Raw genomic sequence first — 16,859 nt, 5'->3', positions numbered from 1 at the left:
GTAGCTCAACCCCTGTCATCGGTCGTGATAACGACCTGGTGACAGGGGCTTTTCCTTGCGAGTGGACTCAACATGACCGAAAACACCCACTATCTGTCCGCTGCCGTTTCCGATGTCGAATCCGAAAGTGAAAAACGCGCCAAGCGGGATCACCGTCACGACGTCTGGTTCAAGCGTTCATTGCAAGGCGCCGCCATGCTGGTGCTGGCCTTGCTGGGTTGTATTGCCTTGTCGACCCTGTGGGGCGGCAGTCTGGCCTTTCAGACGTTTGGCCTGGAGTTTCTGACCAGTACCGAGTGGGACGTGAACGCCGGCAAGTTCGGCGCACTGGTTCCAATCTACGGCACGCTGGTGACCTCTTTCCTGGCGCTGCTGATCGCCGTACCGGTGAGCTTCGGCATCGCCATTTTCCTGACCGAAGTTGCGCCGCCGTGGCTGCGGATGCCGATCGCCTCCGCGATCGAACTGTTGGCGGGCATCCCGTCGATCATCTACGGCATGTGGGGCCTGTTCATCTTCGGGCCATTCATGGCTGAAAACCTCTCGCCATGGATCACCGAAAACCTCGGCAGCCTGCCGTTCATCGGTGTTCTTTTCCAGGGCCCGCCGCTGGGGATCGGCATGCTGACCGCCGGCATCGTGCTGGCAATCATGATCACGCCGTTCATCACCTCCGTGATGCAGGAAGTGTTTCGCACCGTACCTACCACGCTCAAGGAGTCGGCCTACGCGCTGGGCGGCACCACCTGGGAAGTGGTCTGGGACATCGTACTGCCGTACACCCGCTCGGCGGTGGTCGGCGGTATTTTCCTGGGTCTGGGCCGCGCGCTGGGTGAAACCATGGCCGTGACCTTCGTGCTGGGCAACGCGCACCAGTTCTCCGCATCGCTGATGATGCCGAGCAGTTCGATCGCGTCCGTGATCGCCAACGAATTCAACGAGGCCTACACCGACCTGCATCGTTCGGCGCTCATCGCGCTGGGCTTTTTGCTGTTCGTGGTGACCTTCATCGTGCTGGCCCTCGCACGTCTGATGCTTTCGCGCCTGTCGCGCAAGGAGGGGTTATGAGTAAAGACATGGCAGCCAGCGAACGCCTGTATCGCATTCGCAACTTCAAGAACAAGATCGCGATGGTGCTCAGTTGCGGCGCCACCGCGTTCGGCCTGTTGTGGCTGGTGTGGATTCTGCTGACCACCATCGTCAAAGGCATCGACGCGCTCAACCTGCAATTGTTCACCGGCATGACCCCGCCACCCGGCGCCGAAGGCGGTCTGGCGAACGCGTTCTACGGCAGCATCCTGATGTCCGGCATCGGTCTGCTGATCGGCACGCCGATCGGCCTGATGGCGGGTGTCTGGCTGGCTGAATTCGCCCGCTACACCAAGCTGGGCAACGCGGTGCGCTTCATCAACGACATTCTGCTGTCGGCGCCTTCGATCGTGCTTGGCCTGTTCGTCTACACCGTCGTGGTGCTTCCGCTGAACTCGCTCAGCGGCCATCAGGTCGGGTTCTCGGCCATCGCCGGTGCCATTGCGCTCGCGCTGCTGGTGATTCCGGTCGTCGTCCGCACCACCGATGAAATGATGCAGCTTCAGCCCTCGACCATGCGCGAAGCCGCGCTGGCGCTGGGTGTTCCACAGTGGAAACTGACCTTGCAGATCGTCTTGCGCGCCGCCAAGGCGGGCGTGGTGACCGGCGTGTTGCTGGCCCTGGCGCGGATCACCGGGGAAACCGCCCCGTTGCTGTTCACCGCGTTCGGCAACCAGTTCTGGAGCAGCGACCTGCTCAAGCCGATCGCCAGCGTTCCGGTGGTGGTGTTCCAGTACGCGATGAGCCCGTTCGACGACTGGCATTCCCTGGCCTGGGCCGGCGCGCTGGTCATGACGCTGTTCGTACTGATCCTGAGTCTGTTTTCTCGCTTAATTCTTCTGCGCAATAGGGCGTCCTGATGAACAACCTTTCCCTTGCCAACGAAAAGACCAAGATCCAGGTTCGTGGCCTCGAGTTCTTCTACAACCAGCAAAAGTCGCTCAAGTCCATCGACATGATCATCCCCGAGAAGCGCATCACTGCGATCATCGGGCCGTCGGGTTGCGGCAAGTCCACCCTGTTGCGCGTGTTCAACCGTATCTACGCGATGTACCCCAAGCAGGAAGCGCGCGGCGAAGTGCTGCTCAATGGCGAGAACATCCTGGCCCCCGGTTATTCGATGAACCGCCTGCGCAGCCACGTCGGCATGGTGTTCCAGAAGCCGGTGCCGTTTCCGATGTCGATCTTCGACAACATCGCTTACGCCATCAAGCATCACGAGAAACTGTCGCGCCGCGAGATGGAAGATCGCGTCGAGCAGGCGCTGCGTGGCGCCGCGCTGTGGGATGAGGTCAAGGACAAGCTCAAGCAGAGCGCCACCGGCCTGTCCGGCGGTCAGCAACAGCGTCTGTGCATTGCCCGCACCATCGCGCTGCGCCCGCAGGTTCTGCTGCTGGACGAACCGACCTCGGCACTGGACCCGATCTCGACCGGCCGCATCGAGCAGCTGATCACCGAGCTCAAGGAGCAGTTCACAGTGATCATCGTGACTCACAACATGCAGCAGGCGGCGCGTTGCTCGGACTACACCGCGTTCATGTTCATGGGCGAGCTGATCGAACACGGCGATACTGACACCATCTTCACCAAACCCACCAAGACCCAGACCGAAGACTACATCACCGGTCGTTTCGGCTGAGCCTCAGCCGGCCACGGTCAGGGCGGGCAGCCCTTGCTGCTCGCCCATGAACGCCTCGATCCTGCCGCGCAGCCAGCGTTCGGCGGGATCGTTGTCCATCACGCTCAGCCAGGTCATCGACAAATCCAGGCCCGGCGTTTCGAAGGGCAGGGCTTCGTCGTACAGCAAACCCAGGGCGCTCATCGCGCTCGCCGCATAGTCGGATAGCCCGGCGATCAGGTCGGTGCCGGCCATCAGTGCCGGCAAGGTCGTGAACTGCGGCACCGACAGCACCACCTGACGCTTGCGACCCAGCGCTGTCAGCCATTCATCCGCAAAACTGCTGACACTCGCCACGTGGGAGACCACCACATGCGGCCGCGCCAGGTATTCGTCCAGAGTCATGGGGCGTACGGGCTTGTCGGCCCGAACCAGCCGGGGTTTGACGTTGCGCAGCGTCTTGCGCTTGGCGTTGGCTGGCAGGTCGCGGGTCAGGCACACGCCCACAGTGATGTCGCCGGACATCAGGACGTCCGAGATATTCAGATAATCGACGTGCTTGACCACGATCACTACTCCGGGAGCCTCCTGGCGAATCGCATGCAGCATGGCGGGCAGCAAGCCGAATTCGACGTCATCGGACAGGCCGATGCGGAAGGTCATCTTGCTGACCGACGGATCGAAGTCGGTGCTCAGGCTCAGCGCGGCGGACATGGCGTCCAGCGCGGGAGTCAGGTGTTTGAGGATCTCATGGGCGCGAGCGGTCGGCTCCATCCGGTGACCGACGCGAATGAACAGCGGATCGTTGAGCAAGTTGCGCAGCCGGTTGAGCGCCGCGCTGATGGTCGGTTGGCCGAGGAAGAGTTTCTCGGCGGCGCGGGTCACATTGCGTTCCTGCATCAGGGTCTCGAAGACCACCATCAGGTTGATGTCCGCCTTGCGCAATTCGTTTCGGTTCATTGTTATTCCCTGGCAGCGGATACGTCGCCCGTCCTGGTCGGGTCGGGTCAGTCTAGGGAAGCGCAGGACCAAGCGTCCAGTAATTTGCCGCGGTTCAGAGCCTTGCTGCGGGCAGCCGGCGCAATGTCTTCTTACGTTTAATCTTGATATTTCATGTAGGAATCAGGCGAAACGGCGGTAGGAAATAATGTCTACTTGCAGGCTTGCGAGTCGCGCTTGCCACTCGCGCATTCCCCGACCTACACGAACAGGAGGTGCCCGCATGCGGGTTGCAAAGATTGCCGGTATGTTGATGTCGTTGACGCTGCCCTGCGCGGCATTGGCCCAGACCCCGAGTTATGGCCAGCAACTGGAAGGCTTCGCCTATCCGCATGCGTTGAACAAGTTCGCGTTCCAGTCCCAGCGCCAAAACCTGGAGATGGGCTACATGGACGTTACACCTACCGGCAAGGCCAACGGCCGCACGGCCGTGCTGATGCACGGCAAGAACTTCTGCGCGGCAACCTGGGAAGACACCATCAAGGGGCTGGCCGCCGCGGGTTATCGCGTGGTGGTGCCTGACCAGATCGGCTTCTGCACTTCCACCAAGCCTGAGCATTACCAGTACAGCTTCCACCAGCTGGCGACCAACACCCACGCCTTGCTGCAGAAGCTGGGTGTCGACAAGGTTTCGGTGATCGGCCATTCCACCGGCGGCATGCTCGCCACCCGCTATGCGCTGATGTACCCGGAGCAGACCGAGAAGCTGGTCATGGTCAATCCGATTGGCCTGGAGGACTGGAAAGCGCTTGGCGTGCCGTACCGCACGGTCGATCAGTGGTATGAGCGCGAGCTGAAGGTTACCGCCGAGGGCATTCGCCAGTACGAACAGAAGACCTACTACGACGGGCGCTGGAAGCCTGAATACGACAAATGGGTCGACATGCTTGCCGGCCTGAGCAATGGCCCGGGCAAGCAGATCGTGGCGTGGAACTCCGCGCTGATCTACGACATGATTTTCACCCAGCCGGTGTTCTACGAATTCCCCAAACTCAAGGTGCCGACTTTGCTGATGATCGGCGATGCCGACACCACGGCGATTGGCAGCGATATCGCGTCGCCGGAGGTCAAGGCGCGAATCGGCAAGTATCAGGTGCTGGGCAAGCAGGTCGCGCAGATGATTCCCGGCGCGCAGCTGGTGGAATTCAAGGGCATGGGTCATGCGCCGCAGATGGAGGATCCGGTGGGGTTCAACAAGGCGTTGGTGAGTGGGTTGGAGAGCAAGTAGCGGTGACTGATATTTCGTGGGAGCCAGCTTGTGGCGATGAACGATGACGCGGTTTGCCTGACATCCCGCGCGGTCCGGTTTTGTTGCCGCTGCGCGGCAGATCGCGAGCAAGCTCACTCCCACAAGGTCTGTGTGCGCCACGCACTCTGTAGGAGCCAGCTTGCTGGCGATGAACGATGACGCGGTTTGCCTGACACCCCGCGCAGTCCGTTTTTGCTGCCGCTTCGCGGCAGATCGCGAGCAAGCTCACTCCCACAAGGTCTGTGTGCGCCACGCACTCTGTAGGAGCCAGCTTGCTGGTGATGAACGATGACGCGGTTTGCCTGACACCCCGCGCAGTCCGGTTTTGCTGCCGCTTCGCGGCAGATTGCGAGCAAGCTCACTCCCACAAGGTCTGTGTGCGCCACGCACTCTGTAGGAGCCAGCTTGCTGGCGATGAACGATGACGCGGTTTGCCTGACATCCCGCGCGGTCCGGTTTTGCTGCCGCTGCGCGGCAGATCGCGACCAAGCTCACTCCCATAAGGTCTGTGTGCGCCACGCACTCTGTAGGAGCCAGCTTGCTGGCGATGAACGATGACGCGGTTTGCCTGACATCCCGCGCGGTCCGGTTTGCTGCCGCTGCGCGGCAGATCGCGAGCAAGCTCACTCCCACAAGGTCTGTGTGCGCCACGCACTCTGTAGGAGCCAGCTTGCTGGCGATGAACGATGACGCGGTTTGCCTGACATCCCGCGCGTTCCGGTTTGCTGCCGCTTCGCGGCAGATCGCGGATGAATCCGCTCCTACCGGTACATGAGGGCGCAATGTGACGCAAGTCTCGCTCTGACCTGCCGATACAGGGATTACCAGGTCCATGCAGCGTCATGAAAACTACTTGAGTGGGTGATATCAATGTGACATGTTCGCATGCGCAAGGCTGTGGCTTGCGCTCTGTGACAGGCACTGTGGTGTCCGCTCACCCGTGTTGCATATCGACGGCACAACCTGAAGTTCAAAGGTGACCACCCGGATCACCGTATTAGTTATCGCCGTGGACGTGCTCGAGATGATGAGAAGTTTGGGTTTCAGCAAGAAAATTCTTCTGGCGGCCGCGTTGATCGTGGTCGTTGCTTTCAGTGGTTTCATCGTCGTCAACGACTACCGGCAAAGGCAGTCACTGAAAACCAGCGTCCAGTCGGACCTGCAGCAACTGGGCGGCCTGACTACACAGAATATTCAGACCTGGCTGGAAAGCCGCATGCAATTGTTGCAGTCGATGGCCCAGCAGATTGCGGTGGATGGCTACGACACGCCGCAGCTCAAGCGTGCCATTGACCTGGCCGCCTACACCGACAACTTCCAGCTGAGTTATTTCGGCAGCACCGCCGGAGCGATGTTTTCGATTCCGGCCGGCAACCGCGCGGCTGACTACGATCCTCGCGCACGCGGCTGGTACAAGGCCGCGCAGAATGCGCCCGGCACCATCGTGACCGAACCCTACATCGCCGCTTCGTCGGGCAAGCTGGTGGTCACGCTTGCCACGCCGGTCAAGATCGCAGGCCAACTGGCCGGCGTTGCCGGCGCTGACATTTCGCTGGACAGCATCAGCAAGACCATCAACTCGCTCAATTTCGGCGGTCACGGTTATGCGTTCATCGTCAGCGCCGAGGGCAAGATTCTGGTGCATCCGGACAGCAAGCTGGTGCTCAAGAACGTCAGCGAAGCTTATCCGACCGACACGCCGCGCATTGCCGCAGGCGTGACCGAGATCGAGTCGGGCGGCAAGTCCGAGATCATTTCCTTTACCCCGGTACAAGGCGTTTCCTCCGCCAACTGGTACGTTGGCCTGGCGCTTGAGCAGGACGCGGCCTACGCGATGCTGAGCGAATTCCGTACCTCCGCCGTCACGGCAATGGTCGTGGTGGTGCTGGGCATCATCCTGCTACTGGGGTTGTTGATCCGCGTGCTGATGCAGCCTTTGCACCAGATGGGCCGCGCCATGCGCGATATCGCCGACGGCGAAGGCGACCTGACCAAGCGTCTGGCGATCACCTCCGGGGACGAGTTCGGCGCGCTGGCGCAATCGTTCAACCATTTCGTCGAGCGCATTCATGCGTCGATCCGCGAAGTGGCCAGCACCGCGGGCCAGTTGGGCCAGGTCGCCACTCGGGTGGTGCAGGTGTCCAATGCCTCAATGAACAATTCCGATCAGCAGTCCTACCGCACTGAGAGCGTTGCGGCCGCGATCAATCAGCTCGGCGCCGCCGCCCAGGAAATCGCCCAGAACGCGGCGCGCACCTCGCAGCAGTCCAGCGATGCCAGCCAGTTGGCGGGAGAGGGGCAGAGCGTGGTTCAGCAGACCATCGCGGCAATGCATGAGTTGTCGGGCAAGATCAGCGATTCCTGCGCCAATATCGAAACCCTCAACGACAAGACCGCCAACATCGGGCAGATTCTGGAAGTGATCACCAGCATCTCCCAGCAGACCAACCTGCTGGCGCTCAACGCGGCCATCGAAGCCGCACGCGCTGGCGAAGCGGGGCGCGGCTTCGCGGTGGTCGCCGATGAAGTGCGCAACCTTGCGCACCGCACCCAGGATTCCGCGCAGCAAGTGCAGACCATGATCGAAGAATTGCAGGTCGGTGCCCGCGACGCGGTCAGCAATATGACCGAAAGCCAGCGCCAGAGCGAAGGCAGTGTCAGCATCGCCAATCGCGCCGGTGAGCGTCTGAGCAGCGTGACGCGACGGATCGACGAGATCAACGACATGAACCAGTCGGTGGCGGCCGCGACCGAGGAGCAGACTTCGGTGGTGGAGTCGATCAACGTCGACATCAACCAGATCAATACGCTCAACCAGCAGGGTGTCGACAACCTGCGCCAGACCCTCGATGCCTGCAATTCGCTCGAAGAGCAGGCAGCGCGCCTGCAGCAGCTGGTCGGCAGCTTCCGAATCTGACGCCAGCTGTATGTCAGGATCCGATTCGCCCATCATCGTGATGGGCGAATCGGGTCACCAAGCACTACAGGTTATCTTCCCCAGCGACTATCATCCGGCCAGCCCTTACTGGCTGCGACTCTGTGTGGATGATCCCCGTCGTCTCGGACGTGGAGGTCGTTCGCCCATCAGCGGGAGATTATCGTGATGCGTGGCAGGTTGATCTATCTCATCGGGCCGTCCGGTTCAGGCAAGGACAGCCTGCTGGACGCTGCCCGGGAAACCCTTGCGGCGCGGGGCTGCCGGGTGGTTCGCCGGGTCATTACTCGGTCGGCCGAAGCGGTGGGCGAGGCGGCCCGCGCGGTCAGCGTCGAGCAGTTCGCAACGCTCAAGAACCAGGGCGCCTTCGCCCTGAGCTGGCAGGCCAACGGTCTGCACTACGGCATACCGGTCGAGATCGATCAGTGGCTGGAGCAGGGACATGACGTGCTGGTCAATGGATCGCGCGGTCACCTGGACCAGGCCCAGCGCCGCTATCCGGACCTGACGGCGGTGCTGTTGAGCGTGGACCAGAACGTCCTGCGCCAGCGTCTGCTGGCCCGCGGCCGCGAAACCGGCGACGAAATCGAAGCCCGTCTGCAACGCAATGCGCGATTCGCCGGGGAATTGCTGTCGAACAATCCCTCGGTGGTGCTGCTGGATAATTCTGGCGATCTGCAAGACACCGTTGCGCAGCTCCTGCACATCATTCAGCCAGACCCGCATCGCGCCGCCTGAACACTCCCGGTCGGCGTATCCGCGTGACCGTTCGCCCGGCAAAAAATCGTGTTCGATAACCGCACCGAATCTCAGAGGCCCCATGCTGCGCGGCCTTCGGGCCGATGCGCGGTCTTTACGCCGCTGCGAAACGACTATCCTTACCCCGTCGCCTGGGTGCGACAATTTGTCAAAATGAACTGTTTGGTACATTCTGCGCGGCTGTTTGAACAGATGGGCTGAAAACATCATGAGTACGCAAGGCGCAGGGGTAGGCGGCAGACTGTTGCTGTCGGGATTAGGGGTGCTGATTGCACTGATCGGGCTTGGCCTGGCAGGCGGTGGCGGCTATCTGGTGAGTCTGGGCGGGAGCTGGTTCTTCCTGCTCATGGGCCTGGCGATGCTGGTCAGCGGCGTGCTGATCGCCAAGCGCAGGCCGAAGGGGGCCTTGATTTATGGCGCGGCATTGATACTCACGGCACTCTGGGCGCTGTGGGACGCGGGCCTGCATTTCTGGCCGCTGGTGTCGCGGGTACTGACTTTCGCAGTGATCGGACTGGTCGTCGCCTTGATCTACCCGGCGCTGGTCCGGGCATCCGGCCACACGCCGGGGCATGCTTCGCGTGGCATCGCGGGTGTGCTGGCGATCGGGATTCTCGCCACGCTGGGTTACATGTTCGTGCCGACCCACGTGATTTCCGCCGACAGCGCGCCGCAGATCGTGCCGGTCGCACCTGGCACCGAGCAGAAAGACTGGGCGCACTGGGGCAACACGACCGCGGGCAATCGCTTCGCCGCGCTGGATCAGATCAACAAGACCAACGTCGATCAACTGGAGGTCGCCTGGACGTTCCGCACCGGCGACATTCCGCAGAGCACCGGGGCGGGTGCCGAAGACCAGAACACCCCGCTGCAGATCGGCGATACCGTCTTCACCTGCACCGCTTACGGCAAAGTCTTCGCCCTGGATGCCGACACCGGCACCCAGCGCTGGAAATTCGATCCCCAGGGCAGCGCGCCCAACTGGCAACGTTGCCGGGGCCTGGGTTACTTCGCCGATGAAGGCGTCTCGCCGGCCCGGAGTGCTGCCGCGCAACCAGCGGCCTGTACTCGTCGCCTGTTCCTGCCGACCGGCGATGCACGCCTGATCGCGCTCGACGCCGATACCGGTCTGGCTTGTCCGGATTTCGGCAATCAGGGTGTGGTGGACCTCAAGACCGACATGGGCGAGGTCAAGGAAGGCTATTACCAGCAGACCTCGACGCCGCTGGTTGCGGGCAATCTGGTGGTGATCGGCGGCAGGATCGCCGACAACTACTCGACCGGCGAACCGCCGGGCGTGGTGCGTGCCTTCGACGTGCACAGCGGCGAACTGGTCTGGGCGTGGGATCCGGGCAACCCGGCGACCACCAAGCGTCCGCCGGCCGGCGAGACCTACACCCGTGGCACGCCCAATGTCTGGTCGGCCATGTCCTATGACCCGCAACTGGGCCTGATCTATCTGCCGACCGGCAACGCGACGCCGGATTTCTTCGGCGGCACCCGTACCGAGCAGGACGACAAGTGGTCGTCGTCGATCGTGGCGGTGGACGCAGCGACAGGCCGCGTGCGCTGGCACTTCCAGGCAACCCACCATGATCTCTGGGATTTCGACATTCCCGCGCAGCCGCTGCTCTACGATCTGCCGGACGGCAAGGGCGGCACCCAGCCGGCGCTCGCGCAAGTGACCAAGCAGGGTGAGATTTTCCTGCTCAACCGGGAAACCGGCGAACCGATTTCCCGCGTCGAAGAGCGTCCCGTCCCTCAGGGCAACGTGCCTGGCGAGCGTTATTCGCCAACCCAGCCGTTTTCCGTGGACATGCCGTCGATCGGCAACCAGACCCTCAAGGAATCGGACATGTGGGGTGCGACGGCTTTCGACCAGTTGATGTGCCGCATCGCGTTCAAGGGCATGCGCCATGAGGGCGTGTACACGCCGCCGGGCATGGACCATGCGCTGCAATTCCCGGGTTCCCTGGGCGGGATGAACTGGGGCAGCGTTGCGGTGGATCCGACCAACAGCTACATGTTCGTCAATGACATGCGTCTGGGCCTCGCCAACTACATGATCCCTCGGGACCAGATCGGCGCGGGCGCCAGCGGGATTGAAATGGGCGTCGTGCCGCAGGTCGGTACGCCATTCGGCGCAATGCGTCAGCGTTTCCTGTCGGCCGTCGGCATTCCATGTCAGGCACCGCCGTTCGGCACCATGTCGGCGATCGATCTCAAGACCAAGAAGATCGCCTGGCAGGTACCGGTCGGCACTGTGAAGGATACGGGCCCCATGGGCATCCGCATGGGACTGCCGATTCCTATCGGTATGCCGACCCTGGGCGCTTCGCTCGCTACCCAGTCGGGGCTGCTGTTCTTCGCCGGCACCCAGGATTTCTACCTGCGTGCATTCGACAGCGGCACCGGTGACGAAGTGTGGAAGGCGCGTCTGCCGGTGGGCAGTCAGTCGGGGCCGATGACTTATGTGTCGCCCAAGACCGGCAGGCAGTACATCCTGCTGACCGCCGGCGGCGCGCGTCAGTCGCCGGATCGCGGGGACTACGTGATCGCCTACGCCTTGCCGCGCTGACGATACCTGACGAGGGTTTTGCGCCCTGGCGCAAGGCCCTGTTCTGCGTTCCCACGCGGGACAGGGCCTTTTTCGTACCCCTCAGTAACCTGCGGCCGCGCCATTGCTGCGCGGGTCGAAAGCACCTTCGAACAGGCCGTGCGGCGTACGTACCGCAGCGGCGGCATGACCCATGGTTTCAGTGAATGGGCCCAGCACCTCGACGTCATGACCCAGCGCCTTGAGGCGATCGACCACCTCGGGCGCGAAGCGTGATTCCAGTTTCAACGAGTCGGTGCTTTCGCCCCAGGTACGGCCAAGCAGCCAGCGTGGGGCAGTGACTGCCTGCTGCAACGACTGACCGAACACCGCATAGCGGCTGAACACCGCGGCCTGGGTTTGCGGCTGGCCGTCGCCGCCCATGGTGCCGTAGACCAGCGTGCGGCCGTCCGCCAGCCGGGCCGCGGCCGGGTTCAACGTATGGAAGGGTTGCTTGCCTGGACGCAGCGCCAGTACGTGAGCCGGATCAAGGCTGAACGAGGCGCCTCGGTTCTGCCAGTTCAGCCCCGTGTCCGGCAGGACCACGCCGCTGCCGAATTCGTGATAGATGCTCTGGATGAACGACACCGCCAGACCCTGACTGTCGATCACACCCATCCAGATGGTATCGCCCGGGCCTTTGCCCTGGCCCCACGGGGCGGCGCGTTGCGGGTCGATTCTGTCTGCCATCTCGCGCAGCGCCTCGGGAGTCAGGCAGGCCTGTGCGTCGAGGGTCATGTCCCGCGGGTCGGTGATATGTTCGTCGCGCACGGCGAAGGCCAGCTTGGTGGCTTCCACCAGCGTATGGACATGCGCCGCGCTCTCCGCTTCGCAATCCCCCAGCCCGGCGTGGTCGGCAATGCCCAGGATCAGTTGCGACACCAGACCCTGGCTGGGCGGCGGCAAGTTGTAGACCGTACCGGCACTGTGCGCCAGTTCAAGAGCCTGTACGCGTCTGGCCCGATATTCGCTCAGGTCCGCGCGAGTGACCGGGCAGCCCAGCGCGTGCAGGTCAGCGGCGATGCGCTCGGCCAGCGCGCCCCGGTAGAAACTGTCCAGGCCGTCTTCGACCAAGCTGCGAAGGGTCTGCGCCAGTCGCGGCTGGCGGAACAGCGCTCCGGCGGCCGGCACCTGGCCGTCCTCCAGAAAGGTTTCGGCAAAACCTGGTATGTCCTGAAGCTCGGCAAGTTTGGCGCGGGTCGCGGAATGCTGCGACTCGGTGACCGGAATGCCCGCGCTGGCGTAATGAATCGCGTCTTCCAGCAAGCGCGACACCGGCAGCTTGCCCCCCAGTTCGCTGGAGACCGTCAAGGCTTCCTGCCAGCCGCCGACGGTGCCCGCGACGGTCAATGCTGCGTTCGGGCCGCGAGTGGCGATACGTGTCTGCCCGGCGTAGCGCGCAAGCGTAGCCAGACTTCCAGCCGGGCCGCTGGCATCGATGGCGACCGGTTCGCCTGTGGGGGGTACGATCAACCAGAAACCGTCGCCACCCAGGCTGTTCATGTGCGGGTAGACCACGGCGATGGAGGCAGCCGCCGCGACCATGGCTTCGATGGCGTTGCCGCCTTCGCGCAGGACTGCCAGCGCGGACTGCGCGGCAAGGCTGTGGGGTGCGACGGCGATACCGCGAGCGGCGAGGGTGGTGTTGAGCATGATGCGGATTCCTTGTTTACACTGACCGGGCCGGCAGGCCAGCCCGGCGTTTTCAGGCAGCAGTGGCGTGTTTCGCGACCCAGTTGGCGCGCATGCGCTTGAGGACGAAATAGGCCAGGAACGCGGTGATAATGTCAAAACTGATGGCGACGGCGAACACCGGGGTCCAGCTGTCGGTGTACTGGTGCAGCAGGGCCGCGACCGGCCCACCGAAAATCGAGCCGATGCCCTGGGCCATGTACAGGAAACCATAGTTGGTGGTGGCGTTTTTGGTGCCGAAGGTGTCGGTCAGGGTCGAGGGGAACAGCGAGAAAATTTCGCCCCAGCCCAGGAACACAACGCCAGACAACAGCACGAATAGAACCGGGTTGTCGCTGGTGGTCAGCCACAGCGTCATGGCGATCCCTTCGAAAAAGAACGCGAACGCCATGGTGTTCTCACGACCCCAGCGGTCCGAGATCCAGCCGAACAGCGGCCGGGTCAGGCCATTGCAGATCCGGTCGATGGTCAGCGCCAGCGGCAGGGCAGCCATGCCCAGCACCATGACATCGGTCATGCCGAAATCCTTGGCGAAGCTGGCCATCTGCGAGGTCACCATCAGGCCTGACGTGGACATCATGGTGAACATGGCGAACATCAGCCAGAACACCTTGGTCTTGAGCATCTGTTTCGGGGTGAAATCGGCGACGGTGGACACCACTTTAGGCTGGGCGATTTCTTGAGTCGCCGGTGGCTGACGCAAGAATTGCGAAGCCGCGAGGCCCACCACGCCCAGGATGATGCCGAAGGTGGTCATGGTGCTTTCCATGCCGACATCCCGCAGGCTATTGCTGATCGGGAAGGTGGTGATCATCGCGCCCATGCCGTAGCCAGCCGCCACCGCGCCGGCCGCCAGACCACGACGGTCCGGAAACCAGCGAACCATCAGGCCGATGATGCCGACATAGACGATGCCTGTTCCCAGGCCGCCCAGCAGGCCGTAAGTCAGATAAAGCGCGGTCAGCGAAGTGGCATGGCTCGCCAGCACCCAACTTAGGCCGGACACCGCACAACCGACGGCAATCAGTTTGCGAATACCGAAACGGTCGACGAGAAAACCCTGCACCGGGGAAAAGAAAGTTTGCAGGACAATCAACAATGAAAACGTAATTTGAACTTGCGCCAGTGACGCGCCCAGTTTAACGGTCAAAGGGCCGGTGAACAGCGTCCAGACATATTGAGGGCTGGAAATAGCCATCATGCACACCATGGCGGCAACCAGCTGGAACCAGCGCGATTGAGCGCCGGCGGTGCTTTCTACCTTGAGATCGAGCGTTTTGCTGATCATGAAAGAGTCCTCGCTGAATAAACGGATCGTCCGGATCAAAATGTCAGGCCGGTTGATCTGTAATTAGCAAGGGGTGTGCCATTTACGAACTATGAACTTGCGCGCTAAGTTGAGTCTGAATCGGAAGTCGTAAAAGGAAAACTCCATGCCCACGATAAATCCCTGCAACTAATACAGTCAAAATGATCTTGGGAAACTTCAGAATATAAATGGCAGCGGCAATGACTCTACGCTTTCCATTGCAGGTCATCTACCGCTAACGAGCCAAGCTATGTCGCCTAACGGACAAAATGAAAATCCGTGTGGCGCCGCTTCGCCCCATCATGCCCCGCAAAGAGGCGGACGCACCGCTGCAGGGCGCCCATGAACAAAGCTGTTTCAAAAAATGTAGATGTTATAGTGTAACCGAGGCGCTGCAATTTGGAGTGCGACGCCCGCTTTGTTCGAATCTGTAGTGAGAAGCCATTTCATGCACCGCCCATTACCCGACGTCGCCCTTAGCGAGGCGTCTGCCATCACCTTGCCCCTCGATTGGGTCGGAATGTCGGGCATCGATCTGCCGATCCTGCTCGGCGAAGCTGGCACCACCTGGCCGCTGCACGCGCGCGCCGATGTGGACGTAGACCTGCCTGATCCGGGCATCAAAGGCATTCACATGTCGCGACTGTATCGGCTGCTCGGCATGATCGAAGCGCCAGCGATCCTCGATGTCTCCAGAATTGCCGAACTGCTTCAGGCGATGGTCGCCAGTCACGCCAATTGCCGTTCGACGAAAGCCCGTCTGCGGCTGCGTTTCGACTTCATGCAGCGCCGGCCGGCGCTCGTCACCGAAGGCCTGAGCGGCTGGAAGCGTTATCCGGTCAGTCTGAACGCCCACTGGCAGGAGGGCAGGCTGGTCCTGGACGTGACGCTGGATGTCGCTTACTCCTCGACCTGTCCCTGCTCGGCGGCGCTCTCGCGTCAGCTGCTCAGCGACGAGTTCGCCACGCAGTTCGGCGACAAGACATCCGTCACGCCAGAAACGGTCAGCCAGTGGTTGCTGAAACACGGCTCGTTCGCCACGCCCCACAGCCAGCGCAGCGTGGCGCGAGTGCGAGTTCGCGTCCCGTCGAGGCAGGACGAACTGGTTCTGTCGCGGCTGATCGACGCGGTGGAAGACGCGCTTGGCACGCCTGTGCAGACTGCCGTCAAGCGTGCCGACGAACAGGCCTTCGCCCGGCTCAACGGCGCCAATCTGATGTATGTGGAAGATGCCGCACGCAGGATTCAGCAGGCGCTCGAACATGGCTATCCGGCCGCAAGCGTGAGCGTTCGCCACCTCGAAAGTCTGCACCCCCATGACGCGACGGCTCAGGCTTCCAATTATCTGCGCTGAAGCTTTTCTCACTCGCCCATCGCCGCACATGACGTGCCCGCCCTTTACCATGGATTCTCTATTGCAATGACTACCGCCGTTCACCCTGACCTGACTCCCTCATCACGACTGCGCTCCATCGATGCCCTGCGCGGGCTGATCATTCTGTTCATGCTGCTCGACCACGTGCGCGAGACCTTCTTTCTGCATCGCCAGGTGGGCGATCCGATGGACGTCAGTGCCACGGCCCCGGAGCTGTTTTTCAGTCGCATGCTGGCGCATCTCTGCGCGCCGCTGTTCGTCCTGCTGACGGGGCTTTCTGCTTATCTCTATGGCGAAAAGCACAGCGGACGCCGGGACGTCTCGGCATTTCTGCTCAAGCGCGGCCTGTTTCTGATTGCGCTGGAATTCACCCTGGTCAGCTTCGCCTGGACTTTCAAATTCCCGCCCACGGTGATCTACCTCCAGGTGATCTGGGCGATCGGGCTGAGCATGGTTGCGCTGTCGGCGCTAGTGTTTCTGCCGCGCTGGGCCATCGCGACTCTTGGCGCGCTGATCGTGGCCGGCCATAACCTGCTCGATGGCGTGCACTTCGGGGTCGAATCCACGCTGCATATTCCCTGGGCGATTCTCCATGACCGTGGCTGGATCGAGCTGTCCGACAACTTGCGGCTCCGCACGTCCTATCCGTTGCTGCCGTGGATCGGCGTCATCGCGCTGGGGTATGCCGCCGGTCCGTGGTTCGGCGCCCAGGCGAACGCCGCTTCACGGCGCATGAAGCTGGCGTGCTGGGGTATCGGAGCGCTGATCGGGTTCCTGGTGCTGCGTCTGCTCAACGGTTACGGCGAGAAGCCCTGGCAGGTCGGCGAAACAGGGCTGCAAACCCTGATGAGCTTTTTGAACATCACCAAATACCCGCCGTCGCTGCTGTTCCTGAGCCTGACTCTGGGAATCGGTCTGCTGATCCTGATCCTGTTCGAGCGCCACCAGAACCAGCGCTGGCTGAAGCCATTGGTGACCCTGGGCGCGGCGCCGATGTTTTTCTATCTGCTGCACCTGTATGCCCTGAAGATTCTGTATCTGATCGCACTGGCGATCTGGGGCGCGAATCAGGGCGATTACTTCGGGTTCGACGGCGTCTGGGCGGTCTGGCTCTGTGCCGCGGTACTGGCGGTCGTGCTGTTCCCCGCAGTCCGCTGGTTCGCCGAGCTGAAGGCACGTCGTCGGGACATTGGCTGGCTGAAGTACTTCTGAGCACTGCAAGGCCATAAAAAAAGGCG

At 62.1% G+C, this 16,859-nt stretch carries 12 protein-coding genes and 1 pseudogene; 10 read left to right on the top strand and 3 right to left on the bottom strand.

Features of this window, described 5'->3' with window-relative positions; all coding sequences use genetic code 11:
- Nucleotides 1-72 precede the first annotated feature (72 nt).
- Genes pstC through pstB form a run of 3 tightly spaced genes read left to right on the top strand, consistent with a single transcriptional unit; the run spans nt 73 to nt 2,728 of the window.
- The gene (pstC, locus tag TRP66_RS02550; protein WP_333399745.1) at nt 73-1,068 is read left to right on the top strand and encodes a phosphate ABC transporter permease subunit PstC; all 996 of its coding nucleotides are present in this window, start codon (nt 73-75) and stop codon (nt 1,066-1,068) included.
- The gene (pstA, locus tag TRP66_RS02545; RefSeq protein WP_333399744.1) at nt 1,065-1,949 is read left to right on the top strand and encodes a phosphate ABC transporter permease PstA; all 885 of its coding nucleotides are present in this window, start codon (nt 1,065-1,067) and stop codon (nt 1,947-1,949) included. The genes pstC and pstA overlap by 4 nt, the downstream gene beginning before the upstream one ends.
- Nucleotides 1,949-2,728, top strand: a complete 780-nt coding sequence (pstB, locus tag TRP66_RS02540; RefSeq protein WP_333399743.1) for a phosphate ABC transporter ATP-binding protein PstB — start codon at nt 1,949-1,951, stop codon at nt 2,726-2,728. The genes pstA and pstB overlap by 1 nt, the downstream gene beginning before the upstream one ends.
- 3 nt (nt 2,729-2,731) lie before the next feature.
- Here pstB and TRP66_RS02535 read toward each other — a convergent pair whose 3' ends face one another.
- On the bottom strand, nt 2,732-3,667 hold the full coding sequence (locus tag TRP66_RS02535) for a LysR substrate-binding domain-containing protein (protein ID WP_333399742.1): 936 nt from the start codon (nt 3,665-3,667) through the stop codon (nt 2,732-2,734).
- Nucleotides 3,668-3,929: 262 nt separating this feature from the next.
- On the opposite strand from TRP66_RS02535, the gene TRP66_RS02530 reads away from it, so the two are divergent.
- The 5 genes and pseudogenes from TRP66_RS02530 to TRP66_RS02515 all read left to right on the top strand — a co-directional run bounded on the left by TRP66_RS02530 (nt 3,930) and on the right by TRP66_RS02515 (nt 11,227).
- Nucleotides 3,930-4,934 carry an alpha/beta fold hydrolase gene (locus tag TRP66_RS02530; RefSeq protein ID WP_333399741.1) on the top strand — a complete coding sequence of 335 codons (1,005 nt, stop codon included), beginning with the start codon at nt 3,930-3,932 and terminating at the stop codon, nt 4,932-4,934.
- Nucleotides 4,935-5,979: 1,045 nt separating this feature from the next.
- A pseudogene (locus TRP66_RS23515) lies at nt 5,980-7,017 on the top strand (HAMP domain-containing protein); the annotation flags it as partial.
- 90 nt (nt 7,018-7,107) lie between these two features.
- Entirely contained in the window at nt 7,108-7,872 is a 765-nt protein-coding gene (locus tag TRP66_RS23510) for a methyl-accepting chemotaxis protein (RefSeq protein ID WP_442965157.1), read from the top strand.
- A gap of 186 nt (nt 7,873-8,058) precedes the next feature.
- Nucleotides 8,059-8,628 carry a phosphonate metabolism protein/1,5-bisphosphokinase (PRPP-forming) PhnN gene (gene phnN, locus TRP66_RS02520; protein ID WP_333399740.1) on the top strand — a complete coding sequence of 190 codons (570 nt, stop codon included), beginning with the start codon at nt 8,059-8,061 and terminating at the stop codon, nt 8,626-8,628.
- Between the two features lie 229 nt (nt 8,629-8,857).
- The gene (locus tag TRP66_RS02515) at nt 8,858-11,227 is read left to right on the top strand and encodes a glucose/quinate/shikimate family membrane-bound PQQ-dependent dehydrogenase (RefSeq protein WP_333399739.1); all 2,370 of its coding nucleotides are present in this window, start codon (nt 8,858-8,860) and stop codon (nt 11,225-11,227) included.
- An 81-nt stretch (nt 11,228-11,308) separates the two neighbouring features.
- On the opposite strand, the gene TRP66_RS02510 is transcribed toward TRP66_RS02515, so the two are convergent.
- Together TRP66_RS02510 and oxlT are read right to left on the bottom strand one after the other, a co-directional pair.
- Entirely contained in the window at nt 11,309-12,898 is a 1,590-nt protein-coding gene (locus tag TRP66_RS02510; RefSeq protein ID WP_333399738.1) for a gamma-glutamyltransferase family protein, read from the bottom strand.
- A gap of 52 nt (nt 12,899-12,950) precedes the next feature.
- On the bottom strand, nt 12,951-14,225 hold the full coding sequence (gene oxlT, locus TRP66_RS02505) for an oxalate/formate MFS antiporter (protein ID WP_333399737.1): 1,275 nt from the start codon (nt 14,223-14,225) through the stop codon (nt 12,951-12,953).
- A gap of 469 nt (nt 14,226-14,694) precedes the next feature.
- Between oxlT and folE2 the strand changes: the two genes are divergently transcribed.
- Nucleotides 14,695-15,600, top strand: coding sequence for a GTP cyclohydrolase FolE2 (gene folE2, locus TRP66_RS02500; RefSeq protein WP_333399736.1), 906 nt, complete (start codon nt 14,695-14,697; stop codon nt 15,598-15,600).
- Nucleotides 15,601-15,666: 66 nt separating this feature from the next.
- Nucleotides 15,667-16,833, top strand: a complete 1,167-nt coding sequence (locus TRP66_RS02495; protein ID WP_333399735.1) for a DUF1624 domain-containing protein — start codon at nt 15,667-15,669, stop codon at nt 16,831-16,833.
- The last annotated feature ends 26 nt before the right edge of the window (nt 16,834-16,859 follow it).

The organism is Pseudomonas sp. JDS28PS106 (assembly GCF_036706555.1).
Lineage (GTDB): Bacteria > Pseudomonadota > Gammaproteobacteria > Pseudomonadales > Pseudomonadaceae > Aquipseudomonas.
This window is presented reverse-complemented; position numbering and strand designations above follow the sequence as displayed.

Excerpts from the sequence above, each read along its gene's own strand:
- pstC (WP_333399745.1), top strand. The coding sequence starts at position 73 with ATGACCGAAAACACCCACTATCTGTCCGCTGCCGTTTCCGATGTCGAA.
- pstA (WP_333399744.1), top strand. The coding sequence starts at position 1,065 with ATGAGTAAAGACATGGCAGCCAGCGAACGCCTGTATCGCATTCGCAAC.
- pstB (WP_333399743.1), top strand. The coding sequence starts at position 1,949 with ATGAACAACCTTTCCCTTGCCAACGAAAAGACCAAGATCCAGGTTCGT.
- TRP66_RS02535 (WP_333399742.1), bottom strand. The coding sequence starts at position 3,667 with ATGAACCGAAACGAATTGCGCAAGGCGGACATCAACCTGATGGTGGTC.
- TRP66_RS02530 (WP_333399741.1), top strand. The coding sequence starts at position 3,930 with ATGCGGGTTGCAAAGATTGCCGGTATGTTGATGTCGTTGACGCTGCCC.
- TRP66_RS23510 (WP_442965157.1), top strand. The coding sequence starts at position 7,108 with ATGAACAATTCCGATCAGCAGTCCTACCGCACTGAGAGCGTTGCGGCC.
- phnN (WP_333399740.1), top strand. The coding sequence starts at position 8,059 with ATGCGTGGCAGGTTGATCTATCTCATCGGGCCGTCCGGTTCAGGCAAG.
- TRP66_RS02515 (WP_333399739.1), top strand. The coding sequence starts at position 8,858 with ATGAGTACGCAAGGCGCAGGGGTAGGCGGCAGACTGTTGCTGTCGGGA.
- TRP66_RS02510 (WP_333399738.1), bottom strand. The coding sequence starts at position 12,898 with ATGCTCAACACCACCCTCGCCGCTCGCGGTATCGCCGTCGCACCCCAC.
- oxlT (WP_333399737.1), bottom strand. The coding sequence starts at position 14,225 with ATGATCAGCAAAACGCTCGATCTCAAGGTAGAAAGCACCGCCGGCGCT.
- folE2 (WP_333399736.1), top strand. The coding sequence starts at position 14,695 with ATGCACCGCCCATTACCCGACGTCGCCCTTAGCGAGGCGTCTGCCATC.
- TRP66_RS02495 (WP_333399735.1), top strand. The coding sequence starts at position 15,667 with ATGACTACCGCCGTTCACCCTGACCTGACTCCCTCATCACGACTGCGC.